This is a genomic window from Bhargavaea cecembensis, assembly GCF_000826125.2.
Lineage (GTDB): Bacteria > Bacillota > Bacilli > Bacillales_A > Planococcaceae > Bhargavaea > Bhargavaea cecembensis_B.
Genome location: NZ_LN651373.1, coordinates 931,794 through 938,961 on the forward strand (window position 1 = coordinate 931,794; position 7,168 = coordinate 938,961).

At 58.6% G+C, this 7,168-nt stretch carries 9 protein-coding genes; 7 read left to right on the top strand and 2 right to left on the bottom strand.

The annotated features are described in order from the left end of the window. Positions 1 to 511 (top strand): RluA family pseudouridine synthase (locus BN1189_RS10090; protein WP_040227824.1); only part of this gene is annotated, 511 nt, incomplete at its 5' end. Between the two features lie 9 nt (positions 512 to 520). Here the strand turns inward: BN1189_RS10090 and prpE are convergent. Further along, positions 521 to 1,264: a bis(5'-nucleosyl)-tetraphosphatase PrpE gene (gene prpE, locus BN1189_RS10095; RefSeq protein ID WP_040227825.1), complete on the bottom strand. Its 744-nt coding sequence runs from the start codon at positions 1,262 to 1,264 to the stop codon at positions 521 to 523. A 114-nt stretch (positions 1,265 to 1,378) separates the two neighbouring features. Between prpE and mgtE the strand changes: the two genes are divergently transcribed. Both mgtE and BN1189_RS10105 read left to right on the top strand, forming a co-directional pair. Further along, positions 1,379 to 2,752 carry a magnesium transporter gene (mgtE, locus tag BN1189_RS10100; RefSeq protein WP_040227826.1) on the top strand — a complete coding sequence of 458 codons (1,374 nt, stop codon included), beginning with the start codon at positions 1,379 to 1,381 and terminating at the stop codon, positions 2,750 to 2,752. 416 nt (positions 2,753 to 3,168) lie between these two features. Next, a complete protein-coding gene (locus tag BN1189_RS10105) occupies positions 3,169 to 3,573 on the top strand; it encodes a hypothetical protein (RefSeq protein ID WP_040227827.1) in 405 nt (134 codons plus the stop codon). A 149-nt stretch (positions 3,574 to 3,722) separates the two neighbouring features. Here BN1189_RS10105 and BN1189_RS10110 read toward each other — a convergent pair whose 3' ends face one another. Continuing rightward, a complete protein-coding gene (locus BN1189_RS10110) occupies positions 3,723 to 4,172 on the bottom strand; it encodes a CotY/CotZ family spore coat protein (protein WP_040227828.1) in 450 nt (149 codons plus the stop codon). A gap of 543 nt (positions 4,173 to 4,715) precedes the next feature. On the opposite strand from BN1189_RS10110, the gene BN1189_RS10115 reads away from it, so the two are divergent. Genes BN1189_RS10115 through spoVAE form a run of 4 tightly spaced genes read left to right on the top strand, consistent with a single transcriptional unit; the run spans position 4,716 to position 6,950 of the window. After that, positions 4,716 to 5,120 carry a hypothetical protein gene (locus BN1189_RS10115; RefSeq protein ID WP_143242299.1) on the top strand — a complete coding sequence of 135 codons (405 nt, stop codon included), beginning with the start codon at positions 4,716 to 4,718 and terminating at the stop codon, positions 5,118 to 5,120. Beyond that, on the top strand, positions 5,120 to 5,575 hold the full coding sequence (spoVAC, locus tag BN1189_RS10120; RefSeq protein ID WP_040227832.1) for a stage V sporulation protein AC: 456 nt from the start codon (positions 5,120 to 5,122) through the stop codon (positions 5,573 to 5,575). The genes BN1189_RS10115 and spoVAC overlap by 1 nt, the downstream gene beginning before the upstream one ends. Beyond that, positions 5,569 to 6,591: a SpoVAD gene (locus tag BN1189_RS10125; protein WP_040227833.1), complete on the top strand. Its 1,023-nt coding sequence runs from the start codon at positions 5,569 to 5,571 to the stop codon at positions 6,589 to 6,591. The genes spoVAC and BN1189_RS10125 overlap by 7 nt, the downstream gene beginning before the upstream one ends. After that, a complete protein-coding gene (gene spoVAE / locus BN1189_RS10130; protein ID WP_040227834.1) occupies positions 6,588 to 6,950 on the top strand; it encodes a stage V sporulation protein AE in 363 nt (120 codons plus the stop codon). The genes BN1189_RS10125 and spoVAE overlap by 4 nt, the downstream gene beginning before the upstream one ends. Positions 6,951 to 7,168: the final 218 nt, after the last annotated feature.

Sequence of the window (7,168 nt, forward strand, 5' to 3'; positions counted from 1 at the left end):
CGTCCATATCGTCACGCGGCTCGACCGGGAGACGTCGGGACTCGTATGCATCGCAAAAAACCGCCACATCCATCATCTCCTTTCCGAGGAAATGAAGGCGGGCGGCATATTCAAATGCTATGCGGCGATTGCTCCCGGGCGGTTCCGTGAAGACCGCTTTCTGATCGACGCGCCGATTGGCCGAAAGGAAGGGAGCATCATCGAACGGACCGTAAGGCCGGACGGACAGCCGGCCAGAACGGAAATCCGAGTCGTCCGGTCGGCGGAGCGGGAAGGCCGGGTGCTCAATCTGCTGTCGGTCGTGCTCCACACCGGCCGGACGCATCAGATCCGGGTTCACCTGGCCTCGGCCGGCCATCCGCTTGAAGGAGACAGCCTTTACGGCGGTGACTGTTCGCTGATCGGCAGACAGGCGCTCCACTGCGAAGAGCTGGCCTTCACCCATCCGCTGACCGGCGAACAGCTGAGATTCTGCAGCCCGCTTCCGGAAGATATGCAACAGCTCCTTTGAATCAATTCGTTATCCTGGAAATGTGCTGAACTTCTCAGGTCTGAACGGCTGGCGGGAAGGGACGCTTTCAATCGTTTTTTCCGGATAGCGGAGTGCGCTCAGCTTGCCGCCGAACACGCAGCCGGTATCGATGTTGACGGTGTGATGGACGAACCGGCATTCCTTGACGGGCGTATGGCCGTAAACGATGAATGCATCGCCGTGATAGTGCTTTGCCCAGTCACGCCTGACGGGCCGCCCGTCCGGAAGGGTCTCGCCCGTCGTGTCCCCGTAGAGGACGAAGCTTTTGAGCCGGCTTCCGCCGGTCCGGCCGATCAGGTCCTGCGGAATGCCGGCATGCGCGATAACGAGCTTTCCCCCGTCCAGCATCTGGTAGAGCGGCAGCGATTCGTAAAACCGGATATACTTGCGGCGGAGATGTTCTCGCTCTTTTCCAGAAAGGGCGTCCAGCTCGGCGACCGTCGTCTCGAGGCCGTGCTTTTGCTGGACTTTATTCCCGAGCATATACCGATATAATTTATTGCAGTGATTTCCCGGGGAATAGATGAGTCTGTCCGCATCCTGCAGGGCGAACAGCAACTTCAGCACCTCGATGGATTTCGGGCCCCGGTCGGTCGCATCCCCGACAAATGCAAGATTCCGGCCGCCCGGATGGACAGGCACTCCGCCTTCCATGCGGTAGCCGAGCTTTTCGAAAAGCTCCATCAGCTCATCGAAACATCCGTGGATATCTCCGATAATATCAACTTTCATCACATTCACTCCATTCCCGGTAGGTCCTGTTCCCAGTGTACCCCGTGAAGGAAACTTTCAACAATAGCCCCGCTGCACGAACGCCGCGGGCCAAAGCGGAAGGAGGGGACCGGCATGCCGGAACTGCTTAATGATCAGGAAGAACAATATATCGATGAAGAACTGGTGACCCGTCTTTTGGAAGAGGAGAAGCCTGAGTTATTCAGGGAGGAGTTCCTCGCGGGCCATCCGTATGACCAGGCCAAGTATTATGAGAAGGCCGGACCCGAACTCCGCCAGAAGATTTATCGGTACCTGTCGCCGAGGGAACTGGCGGGAGTCTTCGAAGTGTCGGAAATTCCCGATGATGAGTTCGAAGGTTACCTGGCGGAAATGGACACGAAATATGCGGCCGACATGATCGCCCAGATGTACGCCGACAACGCGGTCGACGTCCTCAACGAACTCGACAAGTCACAGGTGCTTACCTATCTGGCACTGATGGACGATGAGGACGCCCGGGAGATCAAAGACCTGCTTCATTACGAGGAGTACACCGCGGGTTCCATCATGACGACGGAATATGTCACAATCCCTAAAAACTCGACGGTCCGCTCGGCGATGGCCATCCTCCGCAACGCCGCTCCGGAAGCCGAGACGATCTACTACATATTCGTGACCGATGATGAAAACCGGCTTGCCGGTGTCGTGTCGCTGCGGGACATCATCATCGCGGATGAAAGTGCCATCATCGGGGACATCATGAACGAACGGGTCGTGAGCGTCCTCGTGAGCGCCGACCAGGAAGAAGTCGCCCGGACGATGAAAGACTATGACTTCCTCGCCATCCCGGTCGTGGACTTCCAGCAGCATCTCCTCGGGATCATCACCGTCGACGATGCGATGGACGTCATCGAAGAAGAAGCTTCGGACGACTATTCCAAGCTGGCTGCGGTGAGCGACATGGACACGCTCGACCGAAATCCGCTGTCTGCGGCGAAAAAGAGGCTGCCGTGGCTGATCCTCCTGACGTTCCTCGGGATGGTGACCGCCAACCTGATGGGTCATTTCGAGCAGACGCTCGACCGGGTGGCGCTTCTCGCCGTCTTCATCCCGCTCATCGCGGGAATGGCGGGGAACAGCGGCACCCAGTCGCTGGCTGTCGCCGTCCGGGGGATTGCCACAGGAGACATCGAAAAGGAAAGCAAGATGAAACTCCTTTTCCGGGAAGCGGGGACCGGCCTCATCACCGGAACGGTCTGCGGCATTTTCGTCTTCGGCCTCGTCTTCATCTGGAAACATGAAGCGCTGCTCGGCCTGCTCGTCGGCGCGGCCATCCTCGGCTCGATCTTCGTCGCGACCGTCGCAGGCTCGTTCATTCCGCTCCTCATGCACCGTCTCAAGATCGACCCGGCCGTCGCATCCGGCCCGTTCATCACGACGCTCAACGACATCATCAGCATCCTCATCTACCTCGGGCTCGCCACGCTGTTCATCTCCCAGCTCTGACGGTGTCCGTTCAAGAGGAAAGAGCATAGGATAAAAGAAAAGCGGAGGGCGCCTGCCCAGAGGCGACCAGCATAAGACAGACGGTGACGTGAAGCCTGCTTCACAGAACCGGCGGGCTTATGACCCCGAGCCTCTGGCGCCCGAAGCTGGACAAAGAAAAGCGGAGGGCGCCTGCCCAGAGGCGACCGGCATAAGACAGACGGTGGCGTGAAGCCTGCTTCACAGAACCGGCGGGCTTATGACCCTGAGCCTCTGGCGCCCGAAGCTGGACAAAGAAAAGCGGAGGGCGCCTGCCCAGAGGCGACCGGCATAAGACAGTCTGCGGCGCGAGGCCAGCCTCGCAGAGCAGAAAGGCTTATGACCCTGAGCCGTTGGCGCCCGAAGCTGGACAGAAAAAAGCGGAAGGATGTGAGCCCATGACGATCCGTGACGGAGGCCCTTTGCTCTTTGTCGATTCCCCGCCGATTCATTTCATTTCAGAGCCGGTGTACTCGAGGGAAGGGTCCGGCGATGAGGTCGCCGTGTTGAATGAGGCCGACCTGGATGAAAGCACCTCGGTTTACAACCTCCCCGGAAGAGCGGAAGAGATTGAAAAGCTATTGAACCAGCTGCGCTTTCTTTCCCGGCCGTTCCAGCGGCAGGCCTACCGGCCGATCCAGTTCCGGCTGAAAGACGGCGGCTCGGTCACCGGCGATATCGAACGGATGTCTGAAGGAAAGGTGCATATCCGAAATGCAGTCGAAGAAGGGGAAACGAGAGAAATTCCGATCGATTCGCTTCAGGCGATCTGGTGGAAAGGGAAGCCTTTCCCGCACGGCTGATGCAAAGTGGGCAAATAAAGAGCGGAACCGTTCATCCGAAAAGGAGGATCGGATCCGCTTTTTTGTATGGGCGCGTTTTTCAGTGGAAAGATAAAAGAAACCGCCCGGCAAAAGCCGGACGGCAGGACACCGCAACAACAGGCGGTCAATCAGTCGCAGACTCCTTCGACGAAGGTGTCGGCAATGCATTGAATTCCGCAGAAGCAGCTGATGTCGACCGTGACACACACATCTGTCTTGGAGAAACCGCTACTCGTCTTCGTGAGGGCACGAAGGGTGACGCAACAACTGCCGTCGAGGATTTCCTCGATGCGGAAGTAGCAGTACTCCGTAGCGCCAGCGGAGCAGTCGCAAGGATCCGCTTGCACTTTGAACGGACAACCTTTTTCGGTGAGAAGAACGATGACCCGTGTGTTGATCGGCGACGTCCGGCCGGGACTGACACCGCCGAGCGGCGTGAGGAAGCAGCTTGTCGGGCAATCCGTGCACTCATCTGCGCCCGTGTCCTGGATGTCCTTGATCACCCGAACTACTTCACACAGGCAGTGATCAAAGGAAGAAGATCCGGAGACGAAATCTTTTCGTCCACAGCAACCCATAATTAAACACCTCCTTCCCTGTAACTCTCTCTACTGTATGCGCAGGAGAAACGGACGGCCGGGCGTATGCACAGCGAGGCCGCGGGACCGCTTCCTTTAGATTCGGGAGGTCTATCTTTAGATTCAGGGCCTCCATCTTTAGATTCAGGGGGCTCATCTTTAAATTTCAGTTGCTTTAGATTCTCCGTTTTGTCGCGGCCCGCTCCGCTTTTGTGCCATCCAGCTGCGGGCGGCAATGTTTTTTGTGCCCAAAAGCAAAGCGTTGGGCAACAGGGGCTCGGGGTCGTAAGCCGTTCTGCTCCGCGAGGCAGGCCTCGCTTTGCAGATCGTCTTACGCCTGTCGCCCCTGACCAGCCGCCCTTCGCTTTTGTGTCATCCAGCTCCGGGCGCCAGGGGCTCGGGGTCATAAGTCATGATGCGCCGCGAAGCGGGCTTCGCTCTGCATCCTGCCTTATGCCTGTCGCCCCTTTCAGCCGCCCTTCGCTTTTGTGCATACCTGTTTCTTTTTTGGGGCATGCTGGGAGGAATATGGGAGGTGGCGTCTTGAGGAGGTTATTGGGGGCTGCCGGGATTGTTTTGGTCCTTTCGGGATGCGGGCAGGGTGCTGCCGACATCCGGGTCAAGGGGGAACAGGACCCGGCGGATGAGCAGCGGGCCGAGGCGGTGCTGAGGGGCGAAGAGCGCATCACGTCGGCGATTGCCGTTTTCGTGGAGGAGGATTTGCTCGTCGGGGTGGATGTCCGGCCGCTCAGCCGATTCGGCAAGTCGAAGATCGAGGAGCAGCTGAAAAAGAAGATGGAGAAAGAGTTTCCGGAACGGACGGTCACGCTTTCGGGAGATTTGAAGATTTACTGGGAGACCGAAAAACTGGATGACCTGAAAGACGACAAGAAGAAGCTTCACGACAAAGTGGAGACGATCAAATCCCTTTCAAAGGAAGAGACCTGATGGATCAAAAAACATATTCTCAGCTGGAGCAGAACATGTCACCGAAGCCGCCGCTCGCGGGAAACCTGATCCGGGCGTTCCTGACGGGCGGTCTGATCTGTGCGATCGGGCAGGGGCTCATGTATTTCTATATGTATTTCTTTGACTTCACCGAGAAGACGGCGGGCAATCCGACGGTGGCGACGCTCATCTTCATCGTCATGCTGCTGACCGGTTTCGGGAAATATAAAAAAATCGCCCAGTTCGGCGGGGCCGGGTCGGCCGTGCCGGTGACGGGTTTCGGAAATGCGATGATTTCATCGGCGATTGAGCACCGGACCGAAGGCTATGTGCTCGGAGTCGGAGGGAACATGTTCAAGCTGGCCGGTTCCGTCATCGTCTTCGGCGTCTTTTCGGCATTCGTCGTCGCGCTCATCAAGACGATCCTCGTGAAATTCGGGGTGGTCGGATGGTAGCGCGGGGTGTTGTCACGTTCAATAGCCGTCCGTCGATCCGTTCGGTCGCCGTCGCGGCCGGACCGCTCGAAAAGAAGAAAAGCCCGTTCGGCCCGCTGTTCGACAAGCTGTACGACTCCGAACTGTGCGGCGAGGAGACGAATGAGAAAGCACACGGCCGCCTGATCGAAGATGCGTGCGGCCTGGCGCTGGAAAAGGCGGGGGCAATGCCGGCGGATGCCGATTTTCTCCTGTGCGGCGATCTGGTCAATGAAATGACGCCGTCAAACTTTGCGGCAGCCAATCTGCATCTTCCTTATCTCGGTTTGTTTTCCGCCTGCGCGACGTCGGTTTCTTCTCTCATCGTGTCGGCCCTGCTGACGGAGACGGGGGCATCCCGGCTGGCCCTCGCCGGATCGGCCAGCCAGCATAACTCGATCGAACGGCAATTCCGCTACCCGGTCGAGTACGGGTTCCAGAAAGGGCCGACTGCCCAGTGGACGGTGACCGCCGCGGGATTCGCGGCGGTGACGCCGTGCGAACCCGGCTATCCGGGGATCCGGCGGGCGACGGTCGGCCGGTCCGTCGACTATGGATTGACCGATCCGCTCAATATGGGGGCCGCCATGGCACCGGCCGCTTTCGACACGCTGAGCCGGCATCTCACCGGAACGGGAAGCCGCCCCGAGGATTATGATGCGATCATCACGGGCGACCTCGGCCGGGTCGGGTCTTCGCTGTTCAGGCAAATGGCGAGGGAAGAAGGCCTTGAAGTGAGGCGGTCGAAGTGGCGGGATGCGGGGGAAGAGTTTTATGGGGACGATCCGTCATTCTTCGCGGGTGCAAGCGGTGCCGGCTGTTCGGCGGCCGTCTATTTTTCCGATGTTTTCAAACGGCTGATGGACGGTGAATACAAGAGGGTGCTTCTCATCGCGACGGGTGCGCTGCTGTCGCCGCTCTCATTCCAGCAGGGCGAATCCATCCCGTGTACCGCGCATGCAGTGGAGATTACCATGGAAGGAGAGGATCGGCCATGATCACTTCTTTCATTATCGCATTCGTCGTCGGCGGTCTGATCTGTGTGATCGGGCAGTTGCTGTTCGACGTGGCGAAACTGACTCCGGGCCATACGCTCAGCCTCCTCGTCGTGGCAGGAGCGGTCCTCGACGGCATCGGGCTTTATGAGCCGTTGATCGACTTCGCGGGCGCAGGGGCCACCGTCCCGATCACCTCATTCGGCAATTCTCTGACCCACGGGGCGCTCCGCGAAGCGGAACAGCACGGCCTGATCGGCGTGATCACCGGAATGTTTGAAGTGACCAGCTCCGGCATCAGCGCCGCCATCCTGTTCGGCTTCATCGCTTCCCTCATCTTCCGCTCGAAAGGAAGACCATGATGAAAAAACAGTGACGGAATCTAAATCCGCCGCTGTTTTTTCATGTTCAATCAATCCGTTTTGCGCCAGCCACCCGCCCCTAAAAAACGGAACCGGGCGAACAACCATTTCCCCCTCGCAACACCCGCATACACTACACGGAACAGGAAAGGAGGGAATGCTATGTTCGGCTACGGTTACGGCGGCGGCGGCGGTGGCTTCGGCGGTGGCGGCTGGGG

What these genes read in the sequence shown, in the direction of transcription:
- spoVAC (WP_040227832.1), top strand. Translation starts at nt 5,120, where the DNA reads ATGGATCAAAAAACATATTCTCAGCTGGAGCAGAACATGTCACCGAAG.
- prpE (WP_040227825.1), bottom strand. Translation starts at nt 1,264, where the DNA reads ATGAAAGTTGATATTATCGGAGATATCCACGGATGTTTCGATGAGCTG.
- BN1189_RS10110 (WP_040227828.1), bottom strand. Translation starts at nt 4,172, where the DNA reads ATGGGTTGCTGTGGACGAAAAGATTTCGTCTCCGGATCTTCTTCCTTT.
- BN1189_RS10105 (WP_040227827.1), top strand. Translation starts at nt 3,169, where the DNA reads ATGACGATCCGTGACGGAGGCCCTTTGCTCTTTGTCGATTCCCCGCCG.
- BN1189_RS10125 (WP_040227833.1), top strand. Translation starts at nt 5,569, where the DNA reads ATGGTAGCGCGGGGTGTTGTCACGTTCAATAGCCGTCCGTCGATCCGT.
- mgtE (WP_040227826.1), top strand. Translation starts at nt 1,379, where the DNA reads ATGCCGGAACTGCTTAATGATCAGGAAGAACAATATATCGATGAAGAA.
- spoVAE (WP_040227834.1), top strand. Translation starts at nt 6,588, where the DNA reads ATGATCACTTCTTTCATTATCGCATTCGTCGTCGGCGGTCTGATCTGT.